Source organism: Permianibacter aggregans, assembly GCF_009756665.1.
Lineage (GTDB): Bacteria > Pseudomonadota > Gammaproteobacteria > Enterobacterales > Permianibacteraceae > Permianibacter > Permianibacter aggregans.
This window is the reverse complement of record NZ_CP037953.1, coordinates 2,680,074-2,697,643: the sequence shown is the minus strand read 5'-3', so window position 1 is coordinate 2,697,643 and position 17,570 is coordinate 2,680,074. Positions and strand designations below refer to the sequence as shown.

The window sequence follows — 17,570 nt, the reverse complement described above, 5'->3', positions numbered from 1 at the left end:
CGACTGAGTTTATGGCTTGGCGACGATTGCCATCGTCAGCCGCGAAATACAGCTCAGCTTGCCCTCGTCATCACTGATACGGATTTCCCAGACTTGGGTGCTTTTGCCAAGATGCACCGCCTTGGCAACACCATAGACATAACCTTTGCTGACCGGGCGTAGGTGATTGGCGTTGACTTCCAAACCAACAGCCATTTTGCCCTGCGGGAACACGATCCAATTAGCGGCGACGCTGCCGATGGTTTCGCTCAGGACGACATTGGCGCCGCCATGGAGGATACCGGCAGGCTGTTTGGTGCGCTCATCAACCGGCATTTTCGCGCCGAGAAAATCGTCGCCGACTTCGGTGAACTCAATGCCCAAATGGCTGACCATTGTGCCGTTATTGCGCTCGTGAATTTGTGCCAACGTCGGTTTAACGGACCAGATACTGCTCATGCTCAAACTCCTCCACGAAAATCCAGATGTCGCCATGCTTCGAAAACGGTGACGGCTACCGCATTCGATAAATTCAAACTTCGTTGACCTGGGCGCATCGGCAAACGCAACCAATGTTCGCGCGGGATCTGCTGCATCACCGCTTCTGGAATACCTTTGGTTTCCTGCCCGAACAGCAGCGCATCACCAGCCTGATAATCGACCCTGTCGTAACGCACGCTGCCGTTGGTCTCAATGGCGAAAATCCTTTGCGGCTTTTCGCTTTCACAGTAGGCAGCGAAATTTGCATGCACCTTGACGTTGGCCCACTCGTGATAATCGAGCCCGGCCCGGCGCATTTTCTTGTCTTCGAGTGCAAAGCCGAGCGGTTCAATCAGGTGCAAGGAAAAACCGGTATTGGCACAAAGCCGGATGACATTGCCGGTGTTCGGCGGTATTTCCGGTTGGAACAAAACGATGTCGATCATGACAGACAAAATGGCGGGCTCAAGACCCGTCATTTTAATGCAGTGGTTGAAGATTTGTTTGTTTGCGCTTACTCGTCGTCCACTTTTTTCAAGTAGCGGGTCAGGGTGTTGCGCCCCCAACCAAGCAGACGGGCGGTTTCCTGGCGGTGACCGTCAACGACATCCAGGATGGTATCAACCAGCAGTTTCTCGCTTTCGGCCGCCAAAGCCTGCACTTTTTCGGCATCGTTTTTCAGCGCCGCTCGCCGCACTTCGGCTTGCAGTAATGTGCGCCAATCGGCACCGGGCTTTTCCGTTTCCAGACTTTGAGCAGAGCTTAAATCCTCCGGCAAATCAGTCAGCTGGATGACATCGGTCGGTGCCATCACGGTCAGATAACGGCAGGCATTTTCCAATTGCCGGACGTTACCGGGCCAATCGAGTTGCTGCAGATATTTCAGCACGGGCTCGCTGAAGCGTTTGCGATTGACGCCTGCCTCTTGCGCGGCCTGCGATAAAAATTGATCGGCCAGCAACTCCAGATCTTCAATGCGTTCGCGCATTGCCGGCAGTTCAATGCGCACTACATTCAGGCGGTGATACAAATCCTCACGGAATTTGCCGCTCTGTACCAGCGTCTGCAGATTCTGGTGGGTGGCGGCGATAACGCGCACATCAGCTTTCAATAATTCCTTGCCGCCGACCCGGTAATAACCGCCATCCGATAACACGCGCAACAAACGGGTCTGCGCAGTCAGTGGCATATCGCCAATTTCATCGAGAAACAGCGTACCGCCATCGGCCTGTTCAAAACGTCCCGTCGTGCGAGCAGCAGCACCGGTGAACGCGCCTTTTTCATAGCCGAACAATTCCGCCTCGATTAATTCCTGCGGAATCGCCGCCATGTTGATCGCGACAAACGGCTCGTCAGCGCGTGTGCTGTGCTCATGCAAAGCGCGAGCAACCCGTTCTTTGCCGGTGCCCGATTCGCCAATCAGCAGCACAGTGAATTTCGATTTCGCCAAACGACCTATGGCCCGGAAAACCGTTTGCATCGCCGGTGAGCGGCCAATCAATTGGCCTTGCGAGGACTCAATTGGCGGCGCCTTGTCGAACTGCTGCGATTCCAGCGCGCGATTGACGATTTGCATCAGATCATCAACATCAAAAGGCTTGGCGACAAACTCGAACGCGCCGTGATCAAAGGACTGCACGGCACTCGACAAATCGGCATGGGCGGTGATCAACACCACCGGCAATTCCGGATGTTCGGATTTGATTTCTTTCAGAAAGCTGACGCCATCGCCGGTCGGCATCCGAATATCGCTGAGCACCAGATCGAATTGCTTTTTCTTCAGTGCATTGCGAGCGTTTGGCACGTCGGCACATAAATGCGTTTGGTAACCGGCCGAGCGCAGCGCGCGGTCGAGCACCCAGCGAATGCTGTTGTCATCGTCCAGCACCAGTACATTGTGTTTGTCAGTCATGTGTCATCACTTATGCTCGGTGGTCCACGGCAGCCACACGGAAAAACGCGTGTGGCCAGGCTCACTTTGACACTCCAGCAGACCATCGTGTTGCAGCACCAGCGTCTGGGCAATCGACAGCCCCAAACCAGTGCCATTGGCCTTGCCGGATACCAGCGGCAGAAACACCCGATCAATCAGTTCCGGCTCAATGCCAGGGCCGGTGTCGATGATGTCCAAGCGCAGCACCCGCTTGTGACGTTTGCCGCCAATCGTCGCGCCGTGTTCAACCCGGCTGCGCAAGATCAGCGTGCCCTGCTCGCCCATTGCTTCCATGGCGTTTTGAATCAGATTGAAGAACACCTGATGCAAGGCATCCGGGTTGGCTGGAATATCGGGCAAGCTCGGGTCGTAATCGCGAACGATGTCGATACCACGGGCTCGTGTCATCGCTTGTGTCTGCAAAACCTGTTCCAACACAGAATGGACATTGATCTCGCGCTGCTTTTGGCTGTGACCCGGCAGCAGCAGGCGATCAACCAGTTCGCGCAACCGATCGGCTTCGCGCTGAATCAAATCAGTGAATTCGCGCTGGCCGTCGTCGGCCAGTTCCCGGGCCAGCAACTGCGCCGCGCCGCGAACGCCGGCCAACGGATTCTTGATTTCATGGGCCAGCGAACGCAGCAAGTGATGCAGGTCCTGCTGCTGGCGAAACCGCTCGGACTCCTCCTGCAAACGCTGGCTTTCTTCCAGCGGTTTCAGCTCCAGCAGGCAGCCGTTCGGCAGCGGGCTCAAACTGGCGTCGATGCGTTGCACGGCGGTAAATGGCAGCGGCCACGGCAGGCGCTGGGCATGGCAGATACGCTGCTGTTCGATGCAACGCGCCTGCATTTCCAGCAAGGGATGATGAGTCGGCAGCCAGCGGGCCAGCGGGCTGTTCAACAGCCGCTTGCGGCTGTGGCCGAGCAGATTCTCGGCAGCCATGTTGACGGCCTGAATGCGACCGCCGGCGTCCAGCGCTATGACGGCAATGGTCAGCGAATCAAACAGGCTTTCGGTATTCATGCCGCCTCATTGGTGCTGCGCCGGACGAATCGGCGATCAACAACGCCGCCCGCAGGCGGCGTCCGTTTTGGTGATGCTTATGCTAAAGCCTGAACCAAATTGGTGCAATCGACAATTACTTGCGCGGCCCTGCCGTACGAGTCGGTGCCGGCTTCTTGTCTTTGTCGGCGGGCTTTGCCCATTCATGGCCAGGCTCACGGCCGACATTGAGGGTTTCCGGATCATCAAGTGACAGCAGTGGCTGGCCGGGCTTCGGTTCTTGCCGTAACCGGGCACCGATATTGGCCGATGCCTGGTGCAACATGAACGAGGTAGAGGCCGATATCAGCACCTTGCCATCCTGGCTCAGGATTTCAGCCGTTAAGGTATGCATACCGCGTTCCACCCCTTCCAGCGACCAAGTGGTTTTGCGGCCTTTTTCACCGACCGGGTCGCCATCAAGCTTCAGCAACACGAAATCATCCGGGCCAAGGCCCGGTTTCAGGTTCAGCGCCACCTCGACCCGACCGAGATTGTCGCGTAGCACAGCGTCCGGCTCAGGCTTGGCAAACGTCAGCTGATAACCTTGGTCGGCCGCTTTCTTCTTGGTGGGCAATGGCGGCAGGTCCGGTATCGGTGCCTGCTCAAAGGTCGGCACTTCTTTCAATTCAATGGCTTTTCCGTCACCGCAGGGGGTATCGGAAAAAATCGTTTCGCCGTTCGGGCCTTTGCATTTGTAGGCCTCGGCGGCGTAGCCGCTGAGCGGCAACAGCAACAGGCTCAACCAAAGCAGATGGCGCATGAATCGTCTCCCTCTTTGCGGGCTACATAAATAGAACCCGATTATTGGACAAGCATAGTAATAGACTTGCCCCTGCGCGTTTAAGTTTCGTGCACCAGATTCGACGAATGGGTCGCAAACGGCCGCATTTGCTCGCCAGCTCCAGCCATTAAAGCCGTTTTCGCCACGGTTATTCGCATGACAGCAACAAACAAAAAACCGCCCGAAGGCGGCTTTTTTGATCACGCTTTGACGCTTACACGCTGTAGTACAGTTCCATTTCCAGCGGGTGCACGGCCATCGATACACGCTTGGCTTCGGCACGCTTGATGGCGATGTAGCTGTCCAGGAAGTCTTTGCTGAATACACCACCACGGGTCAGGAACTCGTGATCGGCTTCCAGTGCGTCCAGGGCCATTTCCAGGCTGTGGGCGACGGTAGGAATGGCTTTGGCTTCTTCTGGCGGCAGATCGTAGAGATCCTTGTCGGCAGCATCGCCAGGGTGGATCTTGTTCTGGATGCCGTCCAAGCCGGCCATCATCATCGCGGCGAACGCTAGGTAAGGGTTGGCCGTCGGGTCCGGGAAACGGCACTCGATACGGCGGCCTTTGGCGCTGGCGACGTACGGAATACGAATCGAGGCGGAGCGGTTACGGGCCGAGTAAGCCAGCATGACCGGCGCTTCGAAACCTGGCACCAGACGCTTGTAGCTGTTGGTCGAAGCGTTGGTGATGGCGTTCAGCGCGCGAGCGTGCTTGATGATACCGCCGATGTAGTACAGCGCTTCTTCCGACAGACCAGCGTATTTGTTGCCAGCGAAAATATTCTGACCGTTCTTGGCCAGCGACTGGTGGCAGTGCATGCCGGAGCCGTTGTCACCGACCATTGGCTTTGGCATGAACGTCGCGGTTTTGCCGTAGGCATGAGCGACGTTATGAATGACGTACTTCATGATCTGCAGTTCGTCAGCTTTCTTCACCAGCGTGTTGAACTTGGCCGCCAATTCGTTCTGGCCACCGGTCGCCACTTCGTGGTGGTGGGCTTCGATTTCCAGGCCCATTTGCTCGCAGACCAGTGACATTTGCGAGCGGATGTCCTGCGAGGAGTCAACTGGCGCGACCGGGAAGTAACCGCCTTTGATCATCGGGCGGTGGCCCATGTTGCCGCCTTCGTAGCTGCGGTTGGTGTTCCAGGCGCCTTCTTGCGAATCGAGTTCGTAACCGCAGCCGTTCATGCGGTTGTAGAACTTGACGTCATCGAACATGAAGAATTCTGGCTCTGGGCCGAAGTAGCAAACATCAGCGATGCCGGTGGATTTCAGGTATTCCTCGGCGCGCTTGGCAATCGAACGCGGATCGCGGTCGTAGCCTTGCATCGTAGCCGGATCGAGAATGTCGCAACGAACGATCAGCGTGGCGTCATCAGTGAATGGGTCGAGCACGGCAGTGTCGGCGTCCGGCATCAGGATCATGTCCGACTCATTGATGCCTTTCCAGCCGTGGATCGAGCTGCCATCAAACATTTTGCCGTCCTGGAACAGCGACTCATCGGCCAAACGGGCCGGAATCGACACGTGCTGCTCTTTACCTTTGGTATCGGTGAAACGCAGGTCAACGAACTTGACGTCGTTTTCTTCAATCAGTTTCAGAACATTGCTGATGGACATGTAAAACGCTCCTTTAAAGCGGGTGATGGCGATGCGGGCAGCCGGAGGCCGATCCGATTTGGCCAGATAAAAGCAAAGCCCGTGCCATGCGCCAATTCGGAACAGGGCCGCGCCGAATCGATTGCAGAATCTCGCCCGGCTCAGGCGGTTGCACCTTTTTGATACCGCGGCACGCATTTTATCGCCATTTTGGTGCGGTTGAGTGGCGCCATCGAAATTCTTCGCAGCAACTATATTTTGAGCATGCTGCGATGGACGATTCGATATCGCCGCCGATGCGCCACCCCTTCCCGAGCGCATCGACGGTTTGGCCGCTGGGCTTGGCTGCTGGTGTGGTTGACCGGCACAGCCTTGTGCTGCGAACGCCCATTGCGGGCACCGGACCACGACGAAACCGCGTCGCCGGATTTTCGCTTCATGGTTATCGTCGCCCGCACCGCCGGCTGCACGATTGAACGCCTACCCGAACTCACCCGTCATTCCCGACGACTCATGTTGCTCGAACAAGGCGAGGTGGATGTACTGTCGTTGGCGTCGCTGCGCCCCAAACGGGTTCGTTATGCTCATTTTTCCGACCCTTATCGGATGGAACGCATCGGCCTTTTCGCCCGCGCCGATAGCACATTGGCCAGCCTGACGCTGTTTGACCTACCGAATGTTGACGGCGATGTGCTGGCCCCGGAGGGCTGGTTCGGTGATGAGTGGGTGAAAGTATCGAGAACGATCAAAAGAAAACACCGGCTGACACGCTACAGCGACTTTCAACATGGCCTGCAGCTACTACACGCCACACCGCCACGCGGCGTAGTCATGATGGGCGATGTCGATTTGATTCTACTGGCCTCGGAACAGCACAGACGACCACCACCACGCTTGCTTGGCACGCCCTTCAAGGTCGAGCCGGTGCATTTCATGTTCAGCCGGAAATCAGTAGCGCCGGAAACCGTGGCGCGCTTCAACGCTGCGCTGAAAGCGCACCCCGACTTTTTCAAAGCGTTGTCTGAACGACGGCCAGCGATTAATTGAATAGCATCATCGCACCAGTCAGGAGACCAATTGTGCGCGCCAATGATCGTGTCCAATATGGCGCCAGGGTAAAATAAGTAACTGCGCGTATACTTGAATACGGAAAAGGATTTTACTTGGACACCTGACCCGATGCGTCATGCTGTAGTTGCCGTGCTATGCATGCTGTTCTTGCCTGTCGTCGAGGCTCAATCGTCTTGCGCTCGGCCACTGCGTACTGCGTTTCCCGTCGCCGAACCAAGCTTCCGCCTGCAAGAAGCCCAAACACCAGACTTCCGTTTTCTACAATACACCGCCAAGCGGCTTGGTTGCGAAATTTCTGTGGTACCGGCACCGGTCAGTTTCGCGCGGCGCCAGCGCATGCTCGCCGAAGGCGAGATCGACGTTCTGACCTTGGCATCGGTGCGCGAAGACAGACTAGCTTTTGCCTATTTCTCAGACGCCTATCGGGCCGAAACCTATCGAATTTATGTCCGTCCGGATTCACCATGGAAACAACTCGATTGGGCCACACTGTTTAATACTGAGCACACAATTATTGCCCCTGCCGGCGGTTGGTTCGGCAATAAATGGCAACAGGCGATACCGCTGCTTATTGAACAGCATCGCCTGCAGCCCTATCACAGTATCAATCAGGGATTGCGACAACTGTACGCATCGCCACCACGCGGCGAATGGTTTATGGCCGATGAATTAATTTTACCGTATGTCGTGCGCGGTAGCGGTTTTCCGATGCCGAGGCCGTTGGATTTCGTGATCAATAGCGAGTCGTCGCATCTGATGTTCAGCAAACGCTCGGTGCCCGCGGAATTGGTGCAGCAATTCAATCGGCAAATCGCGATGAATCGAAACTTCTTTGAATCCGAGCGCTTTCTAGCGGTATCGCCATACTGAAAGCGCAACATCCTAACGCCTTCTCAGGCTTGCACTTCCACTACCCACTCCCGATCAATTTGTTCCAAGCGCACCACCTGCAACTGATGCACCCGGCACCAAGCCGGAATATCGTTCTGCACACCGGGGTCGGTCGCCAGCACGCGAATCAGCGAACCTTTCGGCGCTTTCTTTACCGCCTGCTGCAAACGAATGACCGGTAGCGGACATAACAAGCGACGGGCATCGACAATGATGGGTTCAGACATACCAAGTCGCTTCGATTTCTTTTTCACTGATCGGTTTGGCGCTGACCAGTTTGGTCGGTTGACCAGGGCGGGTGAATTCGTAAGTGACCGAATCGCCATCGCGACCTTGGGAATAACGTCCGGCAATGCGCGCAGCAAGTTCGATATCGCTGTCGTCTTTCAGAACGCCGTCGATCAATGCCAGTGCGCCCATATGCGATTGCGGTTGCAGTGAGGCAAATTGATTGCGATAGCCTTCCAGGAAATTTGCTTCGCCTTCTTCGCGCGCGATGATCAATTTGAAATGCGGACGCGGACGCAAATGACGGCCGACTTTCAGCATGATGATGTCGTCGAGTTCGTAGTCGCGGTGGCCCCGGCTTTGCCACAAATCGGTGAGTTTGCTGGCGTACTGCTCGTTGGTTAGGAAGCAGCAGCCGCCAGCCGGTTGTGCCCATTCCTCGAAACCAAATTGTTGCGCCAACTCCACCTGCGGTTTGCGGGATCGTCCTGTGATGCCGTAAAGCTTGTTGCGATCCACCCAGCCTTCGCGCTCCGGCAAGCTTGGCATCAGGTGATGGGCGCACAGTGGCCGCAACAAGCGATCTTCGGCGGTCGACTCACGCGCGATAATCGGCATCGTCGCCGCGCGTTGTGATTTCGGCCGTTGCCCGATCACTTCGCCGGTAATGATGAAATCAAAACCGTTTTCGGTGCACCATTCCTGCGCTTTGCGCACCATGAAAATTTTGCAGTCGAGGCAAGGATTCAAATGCTGGCCGTAACCATGCTTCGGGTTCAGCAACACATCTTTGTACTCATCGACGATGTCGATGATATGCAGCGGAATACCTAACTGCTCGGCAACCCACAGCGCGTTGTTGCGTTTTTGCTTTTTCTGATCGTGCTTACGAATGGCATGGGTATGACCTTCAACACAAAAGCCGGTGAAGAAATTGATGCCTTCAACATGGACACCCTGCTCCATGATCACTTTCGCTGCCAGCATCGAATCGAGACCGCCAGAAATCAGCGCTACCGCTTTGCGTTTTGTCACACTTGTACCCATTCATTCATATCAATCTGCCCCGCGCCCAACACGGGGGCGCGCATTGTAGAGATTTTAACCAATGAGCTCCAGCGACAACGATGTCCTTCGGCTTTATTGGGCTATAGTTTTAACACGCTGAGACCGGCGGCGCGCAGGATAACTGGGGGCATCAGTAATGAGCCTGCATTTTCCAACACTCAATCTTTTTGTTCTGACGCTGCTGTTGGCCGCCTCGGTCGTGTTTGCCGTTATTCGTCTCCAATACCCAAAACGACCGGGTATCGGCTTTTGGCTCATCGGTTGTTTGGCCTTGGCCAGCGGTTATCTGGTGCGCTGGTGGCACAGCGAATCTGACCCTAGCGAAAACTACTGGCTGGCCGGCGTGCTGTATCTGAGCGGCAATCTGGCGATTTGGGTCGGGTTAATGCGCTTTCTCGGCCATCGCCCTCGTTGGTCGGCAAACGGCACACTGTTGTTGTTCGCTGCCGTTTGGCTTGTTGTTGCGTGGTTTTCCTATCCGCAGCAGGTTGCCGCCAGCTTGTTGCTTTCTGCAGCCGCCTGCGGCCTTTCCTATCAAGTGGTGAAAGCAGCAGCAGCACCGATTCCAAACTTTACCCGTCAATTCGTCGCGGCGATTTTTCTGGTGTCGGCAATCGTGTTGGCAGCACGTGGTTTGGCGATGTTCGGCGGCTTTCCTTTTGCGCATTTACCGGTGGAACAGCAAAGCGCACTCGGCTCGATTCCGTCCACGGCGCTGATCATGCTGCGCTGTTTTGCCTTGCTGGTTTTATTGCATGCCATTCAGGAATGGCGCCTGCAGGAATTGGCTGAGTTGGATCCGCTGACCGGTTTGCTGAACCGCAAAGGTTTCTGGGATAAGACGCACCGAAAGTTGGATCGTCTTGCACCAACGGGCCGCGCAACGGTGATGATGTCCGATCTCGATCACTTCAAACAGATCAACGATCAGCATGGCCATGCGTGCGGCGATCTGGTGCTGAAAGCGTTCGCCAAGCAACTGAAAAGCATGATGCGCCCCGATGATGTTGTCTGTCGAATTGGTGGCGAAGAATTTGCCGTGCTGCTATGTGATCTGGACGACAGACAAGCGGCGCACGTGGCCGAGCGAATACGCCAACACTGGCAACAAACCCGCTTGCAACATGAAGGCAAAGAAATTCACGCCACCGTCAGCATTGGTATCAGCCCTTCTGCGCAGCCACCGCTGCAACTGGAAGCCTTGTTGAAGCAAGCCGATCAGGCCTTGTATCAAGCGAAAGCACAAGGCCGCAATCGGGTGGCGATGGCACTGGCGCAAGCCAGTGCCGCTTGAGCATTGAGCACGGCTAATGTGCTGCCGCCTGTTCCGGTGGCGTTTTGCTTAACACTTCGGTTGGCGCCCGCATCGCTTCGGCACTCGCCGGCACCCATTGCTCACCAACCCGAATCTGCACGCTGCTGCCTTGTAAGTCACCACCAGGCATTTGCACGCGACCACCGAGACAGCGGGCCAGAAACTCCTCGCTGATCGCATAAAACGCCCGATCATTTTCCGGTCGCAAAAAGCCATGCCCTTCGTCAGGAAACACCAGATAAGTCACTGGCATATTACGGTTCAGCATCGCATTGACGATTTGCTCAGACTCGCGAGCGCTGACTCGTGGATCATTCTGGCCTTGCGCGATCAACAGCGGTTTTTTGATTTGCTCAACAAAATGCAAAGGTGAACGGGATTTCAGCAACGCACGACCCGTTTCCGTTGAGGGATCGCCTACCCGATGCAGCCATTGCTCCTGAAAGCTTTTCCAGTAGGCCGGAAAATACTGAATCATCGTTTGCAGATCGGAAGGGCCAACAATATCAACACCGCAAGCAAAGGTATTGGGTGTTTGCGTCAAACCGACCAACGTGGCATAGCCACCATAACTGCCGCCGTAAATAGCGATTTTGCTCTCATCGGCTATGCCGTTCTTGATTGCCCATTGCACGGCATCAAGCAAATCCGTTTGCATTTTTCCGCCCCATTCCTGATTGCCGGCATTGACAAATTGTTTGCCAAAACCAGTCGAGCCGCGAAAGTTGACGCTGAGCACAGCGTAGCCGCGATTAGCCAACCACTGATGTTCTTGATTGAATCCCCAATAATCACGATCCCAAGGGCCGCCGTGAACAATGAGCACCATCGGTAATGGCGTGGTTGGCTTGCCATCGTTGTCCGGATCGGCATCGAATGGCAGCGACAAATAACTGATCAAAGTCATGCCGTCGCGGGCGCCAATTTCCAGTGCCTGCATGCTGGCCAGTGGCAAGCCGTCCAACACCGGACGAGTGATAAACAAGCGCGTCGCCAGCTTGCCGATGCGGTCATACAAAAACGTTCGCGACGGATGATTGTCATCCTGATAAGCGACTAACCAGCGCTTGTCGTCGCGACTGGTATTCAGCAATTGCAGCTCACCTTCATGCAATCGCGACAGGTAGTCGAAGTCGGCGCGAAAACTTTCGTCAAGCAGATGCCATTGCCGGCGCAAATAATTGACCGAAACGGCGCGCACCTCGTGAGTGATGGGATGCAAGTCGATGTATTCGACATCGGCCCGGCCACTTTCAAAAATCAGTTTCATTTCCGCCGTTTTGGCGTCTTGCCGATAAACCGCCGCCTTGTCGCGATTGCGGCTATCCACCCAGAGCAGGCCTTTGCCGCCATCCTCAATGCGCAGGATCCAGGTGGTCAACGCGTCTTGCATCGGAATATGGCTGAACGGTTGCCATTGTTTGTCGGCGTTCAACTGATAAATACGAAATCCGCCATCGGCCTCATTTTCGCTGGCGAAATGCAGTTGGTAATTGTCATCAAGGTACAGTTGCGCGAATCGTTCGTTCTGATACAGCAATTGCCGACTGCCATCGTGTACCGACACCAGATACAAATCGTGCAAAGAGCGATCGCCACGATCATTGATGGCGATGACCAGATGGTCTGGAAACTGCGGGCTGTTGTGTTGAATGAATGCACTGATGTTTGCTTGCGGCGTTAAGTCGATGACTTTTTTGGTCACCACATTGACACTGTATAAATGAAAATCCTCAACGCCATTACGATCCTGGTAGTAAACGATATGGCTGCTGTTGCCGGCCCATTCATAACTATCGACACCATGAGCACCGGCATCGGTGACCGGCTCGGCCAGACTTAAATCAGCGATTGGCGCCACCCAGATATTCAGCGCGCCCTGATGCGGCGCCAGCCAGCTCAGCCAGTTGCCATCTGGTGAAATATCGGCTGCCGCTTTTTCCGGGTTGCCGAACAAATCGGCACGCGGGATAAGCGGCACACCGACCGTCGGGGCCGCCGCGACATTGGCTTCCAGCGCCGGTGTGGCCACCGGTTCGGGTGGTTCTCGACAAGCGGTGAACAGCAATACTGATAACAGCAACAACCAATGCCGAACGGATTTTCCGTGTGCTTTCATCATTCGCATTGCGGGCAGTGACTAGGTTCGAAGTGCTTGCCGGCAGTATCCCGATTGCCTGCGCCAGCGTCCAGTCGACGAACGGCGAGGCGGCATTTCCGGCACGAACGCACCCAGAACGGGGAAAAGCAAGCCTCATTTCTCGGAAAACTGCTGATTTTTTATGCGAAATGTCAGACGCCGCCGTTCCGACAAGAGTAGAATACCGGCCCTTTTGAACCTGGCAGTCCTTTTACCGTGATCGAGAATCTCCGCAACATCGCCATTATCGCCCACGTTGACCATGGCAAAACCACCCTGGTCGACAAACTCCTGCAACAATCCGGCACGCTCGGCGACCGCGCCCAGCCACAGGAACGGGTAATGGATTCCAATGCGCTGGAGAAAGAACGCGGTATTACCATTCTGGCCAAGAACACCGCGATTCGCTGGAAAGACTACCGCATCAACATCGTCGACACCCCCGGACACGCCGATTTCGGCGGTGAGGTCGAGCGCATTCTGTCGATGGTCGATTCGGTATTGCTGCTGGTCGATGCCGTCGACGGCCCAATGCCACAAACCCGTTTCGTTACCCAGAAAGCCTTCAGCCATGGCTTGAAGCCGATCGTTGTCGTCAATAAAGTCGACCGTCCAGGTGCCCGCCCACACTGGGTTATCGATCAGGTATTTGATCTGTTCGACCGCCTCGGCGCCACCGACGAGCAACTCGATTTCCCGGTCGTTTACGCCTCGGCCTTGGGCGGTTACGCCGGTTTAGAGGCGGAAGTGCGCGAAGGCGACATGACGCCGCTGTTCGAAACCATCCTGCGTCATGTATCACCGCCAGACGTCAATATTGACGGCCCGCTGCAGATGCAAGTTTCCCAGCTTGATTACTCTTCCTATGTAGGCGCGATTGCCGTCGGCAAAATCACCCGCGGTAAAGTTCGCCGCAACATGCCGGTCACCGTCATCAACCGTGATGGCAAAACCTATAACGCCAAAATCGGCCAAGTGCTCGGCTATATGGGCCTGGAGCGCACCGAAGTGGAAGAAGCGCGCGCTGGCGACATCGTTGCCATCACCGGTATCGAAACACCACAAATTTCCGACACCATTTGCGCCCAAGACGCGGTCGAAATTCTACCACCGCTGGCGGTCGATGAGCCGACCGTGACGATGACCTTCCAGGTCAACACCTCACCATTCGCCGGTCGAGATGGCAAGTTCGTCACCTCGCGCCAGATTGGTGATCGTCTGCAACGCGAGCTGGTGCACAACGTCGCACTGCGTGTTGAAGAAACCGATGACCCGGATAAGTTCCGCGTCTCCGGTCGCGGTGAATTGCACCTCGGTATCCTGATTGAAACCATGCGTCGCGAAGGCTATGAGCTCGGCGTGTCGCGTCCGGAAGTGATTTTCAAAATGGTCGATGGCGTTCGCCAGGAACCTTACGAAACCCTGACCGTCGACGTCGAAGAAGAGCATCAGGGCGGCGTCATGGAAAAGCTCGGCACCCGTTCTGGCCAGTTGGAAAACATGGTGCCGGATGGTAAAGGTCGCGTGCGTCTGGATTACGTCATTCCGGCGCGTGGTCTGATTGGTTTCCAAACCGAATTCATGACCGCGACTCGCGGTACCGGTTTGATTTACCACTCATTCAGCCACTACGGTCCGGCTGCTGCCGGCGCTATTGCTGCCCGTGTCAACGGCGTCATGATCGCCAACGAAATGGGTAAAGCTGTCGCCTACTCGCTGTTCAACCTGCAGGAGCGCGGTCGCCTGTTTATCGAGCACGGCACCGAAGTCTATGAAGGCATGGTTATCGGCATTCATTCACGTGATTCCGACCTCGTCGTCAACCCGATGAAGGGCAAACAGCTGACCAACATTCGCTCGGCCGGCGCCGACGAAAAGCTGATTCTGACCCCGCCGATCAAATTCTCGCTGGAGCAAGCGCTGGAATTTATCGAGGACGATGAGTTGGTTGAAGTGACGCCGAAAGCGATTCGTGTGCGTAAGAAGTTTCTGCAAGAACACGAACGCAAGCGTGCCGATCGCGCAGCGAAAGACTAAGTTTTCAGCATTGATAAAAAAGGCGCTTAACAGCGCCTTTTTTATCGTCGGCAAATTGGGAAAGAATCTGTGGCTATCGATTGAGGCGAGACACGGAAAGTCGCTCGTTCCCCCTCCTGCCCCAGGAGGGGGTCAGGGGCTGGTCCCCCGAACACTGAATCCCCATCGAAACATCGCACGTTAACGCTATACCCCCCTAGCCTCTCCTCGCTAAGGAGGGGGAGCACAAGCTGATTTCATTCGGCACAAACATGAGGATAATGAGATCCCGCTCTGGCGCCTCAAAGGCCCCATATCGGACCAAGTTCACAAGCAATCTTCAGCAAACTGCGCTTTAATGTTCCCCTACCAGAACAGCAGTACCGTTCCTTTCTCTGAAACTTCTCACCGCCAGGAGGCCCATGATGAAATTCCGCCCACTGTTCGCAGCCCTGATGCTGACCACCATTGCCGCGCCGCTACATGCCGCCGATCTGCCGCGCACCACGGCGCCGGAAGAGGCCAAGCTCTATTTCATCGACCTGAAAGACGGCGCCACGGTCAGCAATCCAGTGACGGTGCGTTTCGGCTTGCATGGCATGGGCGTAGCGCCGGCCGGCATCGAAGCGGCGAAAACCGGCCACCACCATTTACTGATCAACACGCCGCTGCCGCAAGACATGAGCCAGCCATTACCCGCCAATGACAATGTCCGCCATTTTGGTGGCGGCCAAACCGAAGTAACGCTGCAGTTGTCGCCGGGCAAACACACGCTGCAATTGCTGCTTGGCGATCATCTGCATCGCCCGCATCAACCACCGGTTTACTCAAAACCAATTACTATTACCGTTAAATAATCCACAAGGAATCGCGATGCGCCAACTACTGCTGATCTGCGCACTGTGTTTGACGGCGTGCACCGTCAAGGAAGGGGCGAAAAATACCGTCAACGTGCTCGGCATGTTGTTTGGCGCGATGCCGCCGCCGGAACAAACCACGGTTTTGCAGGAACTGACCAAGGAATATGATCGCTGCAAAGCCGCCGGTGGTGGCGATGAATGCGCGCAGGAAGCGTACGCGATGGTGCGCAAGGTCAAAGGCATGCCCGAGAAACCTTTACCGGAAGGTGTGGTCATAATCCGCGAAGATAAGGATGACCCGACGGTCACGGTAAAAAAGCAGGAATAAATGCCTTCAATATTCTCTCTGACGGCGCTGATGTTGAGCGCCGTTTTGCTGTCTGGATGTACCGCCAAACAAGCGATAAAAACCCCGGTCAATATCCTCGGCGCGCTGTTCGGTTACACGCCGCCGCCGCCGCAAACAACGATGCTCGAAGAGCTCAATCAGGCCTACGAAATGTGCAAGGCCTCCGGCGGCGGTGAAGAATGCGTACAGGAGGCTTACCAGACCGCCCAGCAGGCCAAGGGCATCACGCCGAAAGCGCTGCCAAAAGGCACCGTCATCGTTCGCGAAGTGAAGGAAACGACAGGCGAAAAAACGCCAGCGCAAACGGCTGGCGAGAAAAGCCCCTAAAGGGGCAGTCAGGGATTGGCATGTGCTAATCTACGCGTATTCGCGCACCAGTTCTGTCTAGGCTTAGACACCAGCGATGTGGCACAACCCACATTCTGGCCAGGAGGATGCACCATGCTGAGTCTGTTCCCGGAAATCCGCCCTTATCATGAGGGACGATTGCCGGTCAGTGATGGGCATACCCTGTTCTACGAACAAAGCGGCGATCCGCATGGCTTGCCGGTCATCGTACTGCATGGCGGTCCCGGCGCTGGCTGTCAGCCGATGCAACGCCGCTTCTTCGATCCACGTCACTATCGCATCATCCTGTTCGATCAGCGCGGCTCCGGCCGCTCGACGCCACATGCCTCGGTCACCAATAACACCACGGCCGATTTGCTGAACGATATCGAAGCGCTGCGCGAACACCTGAAACTGGAAAACATGGTGTTGTTCGGCGGCTCATTCGGCAGCACCCAGGCCCTGCTCTACGCCCAGCGTCACCCGGACCGGGTCGCCGGCATCATCACCCGCGGCGTTTACCTTGCCCGGCAATGCGATATCGACTGGTATTTCGGTGGCGGCGCCGCACAGATTTTCCCGGATGCCTATGCCGAATTTGCCCGCCATATTCCGGAAGATGAACGCCACGATGTGATCGCCGCCTACCATCGCCGCCTGCAAGGTCAGGATGAAATCGCCCGGCTCGCCGCTGCCCGTGCCTGGGGCCAATTTGCCGCTCGCATGCGTTCACTGAACGACAACAACCATATGCGTGAGCAATACATGGACCCGCACCGGGCTTTATCTGTTGCCCGCATCGCCAATCATTACGTGACGCATCAGTATTTTCTGAAACCCAACGAAGTGCTCGATAACGCCGAAAAACTCGGCGATATCCCCGGCATTCTGGTGCACGGCCGTTACGATATCGTCAGCCCCCTTGCAGCAGCATGGGAATTGCAAAAGCGTTGGCCGGGTAGCGAATTACAGATTATTCGTGGTGCCGGGCATGTCGCTTCAGAAGCGCCAACCGTGGATGCGCTGATTCGTGCAGGACGGGAGATGTATCGGCAGTTGACGAAGACGTTGCCGGATGCGGCGGATTAAGCAATATGCTTATCTTTGGCAATGACAAGCTTCCAAAGACTCAATGACTCTTGTCGCAGCATTTCGTTTGCATGACACGCCAGCTTTAATTGGAGATTTTCTACTTTCATGGGATGACGGTAGCGTTGCAGGACTTAGAAAAAAGGTTTGTATTATTAACCAAAATTTGGCGGTAGCTTGGACCGGCTCGCTAAGATATGCGGAGATTGCCCTTCGATACTTGAAAGACAACGCTCACGTAGAGTTGAGCAAAGCGAATTTAGAAAACATTCTTGCCAACATACCCGAGCCAGAAGACACTTCGATCCAACTATCAATTATTGGCTGGCTTGTTACGGATAAGCCAAGAGCGTTTCGATGGTCTTGCAAAATTCCGCACAAAATCAATTTCTCTGA

General features: G+C 55.6%; 17 protein-coding genes. 8 read left to right on the top strand and 9 right to left on the bottom strand.

All coding sequences use genetic code 11. The features are described 5' to 3' along the window. Positions 1-9: 9 nt before the first annotated feature. The 6 genes from E2H98_RS11975 to glnA all read right to left on the bottom strand — a co-directional run bounded on the left by E2H98_RS11975 (position 10) and on the right by glnA (position 5,835). A complete protein-coding gene (locus E2H98_RS11975; RefSeq protein ID WP_133589203.1) occupies positions 10-438 on the bottom strand; it encodes a hotdog fold thioesterase in 429 nt (142 codons plus the stop codon). 2 nt (positions 439-440) lie between these two features. After that, positions 441-905 carry a tRNA (uridine(34)/cytosine(34)/5-carboxymethylaminomethyluridine(34)-2'-O)-methyltransferase TrmL gene (trmL, locus tag E2H98_RS11970; RefSeq protein WP_133589276.1) on the bottom strand — a complete coding sequence of 155 codons (465 nt, stop codon included), beginning with the start codon at positions 903-905 and terminating at the stop codon, positions 441-443. A 68-nt stretch (positions 906-973) separates the two neighbouring features. Then, complete coding sequence (ntrC, locus tag E2H98_RS11965) at positions 974-2,371, bottom strand: nitrogen regulation protein NR(I) (protein WP_133589205.1); 1,398 nt, start codon at positions 2,369-2,371, stop codon at positions 974-976. 6 nt (positions 2,372-2,377) lie between these two features. Next, positions 2,378-3,415 (bottom strand): nitrogen regulation protein NR(II), encoded by a 1,038-nt coding sequence (gene glnL / locus E2H98_RS11960; RefSeq protein ID WP_133589207.1) that lies wholly within the window; start codon positions 3,413-3,415, stop codon positions 2,378-2,380. Between the two features lie 115 nt (positions 3,416-3,530). Continuing rightward, complete coding sequence (locus tag E2H98_RS11955; protein ID WP_133589209.1) at positions 3,531-4,196, bottom strand: DUF4124 domain-containing protein; 666 nt, start codon at positions 4,194-4,196, stop codon at positions 3,531-3,533. 235 nt (positions 4,197-4,431) lie between these two features. Beyond that, positions 4,432-5,835, bottom strand: a complete 1,404-nt coding sequence (gene glnA / locus E2H98_RS11950) for a glutamate--ammonia ligase (protein ID WP_244927344.1) — start codon at positions 5,833-5,835, stop codon at positions 4,432-4,434. A gap of 243 nt (positions 5,836-6,078) precedes the next feature. Between glnA and E2H98_RS11945 the strand changes: the two genes are divergently transcribed. Continuing rightward, positions 6,079-6,867: a substrate-binding periplasmic protein gene (locus E2H98_RS11945; RefSeq protein WP_133589213.1), complete on the top strand. Its 789-nt coding sequence runs from the start codon at positions 6,079-6,081 to the stop codon at positions 6,865-6,867. Positions 6,868-6,999: 132 nt separating this feature from the next. Next, positions 7,000-7,761, top strand: a complete 762-nt coding sequence (locus E2H98_RS11940; RefSeq protein ID WP_133589215.1) for a substrate-binding periplasmic protein — start codon at positions 7,000-7,002, stop codon at positions 7,759-7,761. Positions 7,762-7,784: 23 nt separating this feature from the next. Here E2H98_RS11940 and E2H98_RS11935 read toward each other — a convergent pair whose 3' ends face one another. Then, positions 7,785-8,009 (bottom strand): sulfurtransferase TusA family protein, encoded by a 225-nt coding sequence (locus E2H98_RS11935; protein WP_133589217.1) that lies wholly within the window; start codon positions 8,007-8,009, stop codon positions 7,785-7,787. After that, positions 8,002-9,045 (bottom strand): hypothetical protein, encoded by a 1,044-nt coding sequence (locus E2H98_RS11930; RefSeq protein WP_198325109.1) that lies wholly within the window; start codon positions 9,043-9,045, stop codon positions 8,002-8,004. Before E2H98_RS11930 ends, E2H98_RS11935 begins: the two co-directional genes overlap by 8 nt. Before the next feature lie 169 nt (positions 9,046-9,214). On the opposite strand from E2H98_RS11930, the gene E2H98_RS11925 reads away from it, so the two are divergent. Then, the gene (locus E2H98_RS11925) at positions 9,215-10,372 is read left to right on the top strand and encodes a GGDEF domain-containing protein (RefSeq protein WP_133589221.1); all 1,158 of its coding nucleotides are present in this window, start codon (positions 9,215-9,217) and stop codon (positions 10,370-10,372) included. A gap of 13 nt (positions 10,373-10,385) precedes the next feature. On the opposite strand, the gene E2H98_RS11920 is transcribed toward E2H98_RS11925, so the two are convergent. Beyond that, positions 10,386-12,515, bottom strand: coding sequence for a S9 family peptidase (locus E2H98_RS11920; RefSeq protein ID WP_157591367.1), 2,130 nt, complete (start codon positions 12,513-12,515; stop codon positions 10,386-10,388). 234 nt (positions 12,516-12,749) lie between these two features. Between E2H98_RS11920 and typA the strand changes: the two genes are divergently transcribed. The 5 genes from typA to pip all read left to right on the top strand — a co-directional run bounded on the left by typA (position 12,750) and on the right by pip (position 17,174). After that, the gene (gene typA / locus E2H98_RS11915) at positions 12,750-14,570 is read left to right on the top strand and encodes a translational GTPase TypA (protein WP_133589225.1); all 1,821 of its coding nucleotides are present in this window, start codon (positions 12,750-12,752) and stop codon (positions 14,568-14,570) included. A 401-nt stretch (positions 14,571-14,971) separates the two neighbouring features. After that, positions 14,972-15,406, top strand: coding sequence for a DUF4399 domain-containing protein (locus E2H98_RS11910; RefSeq protein ID WP_133589228.1), 435 nt, complete (start codon positions 14,972-14,974; stop codon positions 15,404-15,406). A 16-nt stretch (positions 15,407-15,422) separates the two neighbouring features. After that, positions 15,423-15,737 (top strand): hypothetical protein, encoded by a 315-nt coding sequence (locus E2H98_RS11905; RefSeq protein WP_133589230.1) that lies wholly within the window; start codon positions 15,423-15,425, stop codon positions 15,735-15,737. Beyond that, positions 15,738-16,085, top strand: coding sequence for a hypothetical protein (locus tag E2H98_RS11900; RefSeq protein ID WP_133589232.1), 348 nt, complete (start codon positions 15,738-15,740; stop codon positions 16,083-16,085). 114 nt (positions 16,086-16,199) lie between these two features. Continuing rightward, entirely contained in the window at positions 16,200-17,174 is a 975-nt protein-coding gene (pip, locus tag E2H98_RS11895) for a prolyl aminopeptidase (RefSeq protein WP_133589234.1), read from the top strand. The last annotated feature ends 396 nt before the right edge of the window (positions 17,175-17,570 follow it).